This window comes from Spongiactinospora gelatinilytica (genome assembly GCF_003236385.1).
In the GTDB taxonomy this organism is placed as follows: domain Bacteria; phylum Actinomycetota; class Actinomycetes; order Streptosporangiales; family Streptosporangiaceae; genus Spongiactinospora; species Spongiactinospora gelatinilytica.
Map to the genome: position 1 here is coordinate 1 of NZ_POUA01000889.1, position 426 is coordinate 426.

Consider the following 426-nt stretch of genomic DNA (forward strand, 5'->3'; position numbering starts at 1 on the left):
GCTCGGTACCCCCCACGCCCGCTGTCCGGGCAGATGATCGCGGCGTACCGCTGCATGCCCTTCGAGGCGTGTGGCATGGTTCGGGTGGGTCATCACATCATTGCAACCATCGGCGCAGCCGCGTGCTGCATACAAAGGAACGAGTTTGGCCAAGGAAGAACTGATTGAATTTGAAGGGGTGGTGTCTGAAGCACTACCCGACAATCGTTTTCGCGTGCAGTTGGAAAACGGCGTGGAAATCTGGGCTTACGCATCGGGCAAGATGCAGAAGCACCGCATCCGTATTCTCGCGGGCGACCGCGTGAAGCTGGAAATGTCGCCGTACGACCTCACGAAGGGTCGCATCAACTACCGGCACAAGTAAAAACGGCTGTGCCGCCAAGACGTCCACCCCGTGGGCGTTTCGAAGAAACCGCGTGTCTGCTC

Annotated in this window: 1 protein-coding gene; it reads left to right on the forward strand. The window is 58.9% G+C overall.

The window, feature by feature from the left end:
* Positions 1-145 precede the first annotated feature (145 nt).
* Complete coding sequence (gene infA / locus C1I98_RS46725; protein ID WP_004631109.1) at positions 146-364, forward strand: translation initiation factor IF-1; 219 nt, start codon at positions 146-148, stop codon at positions 362-364.
* Positions 365-426: the final 62 nt, after the last annotated feature.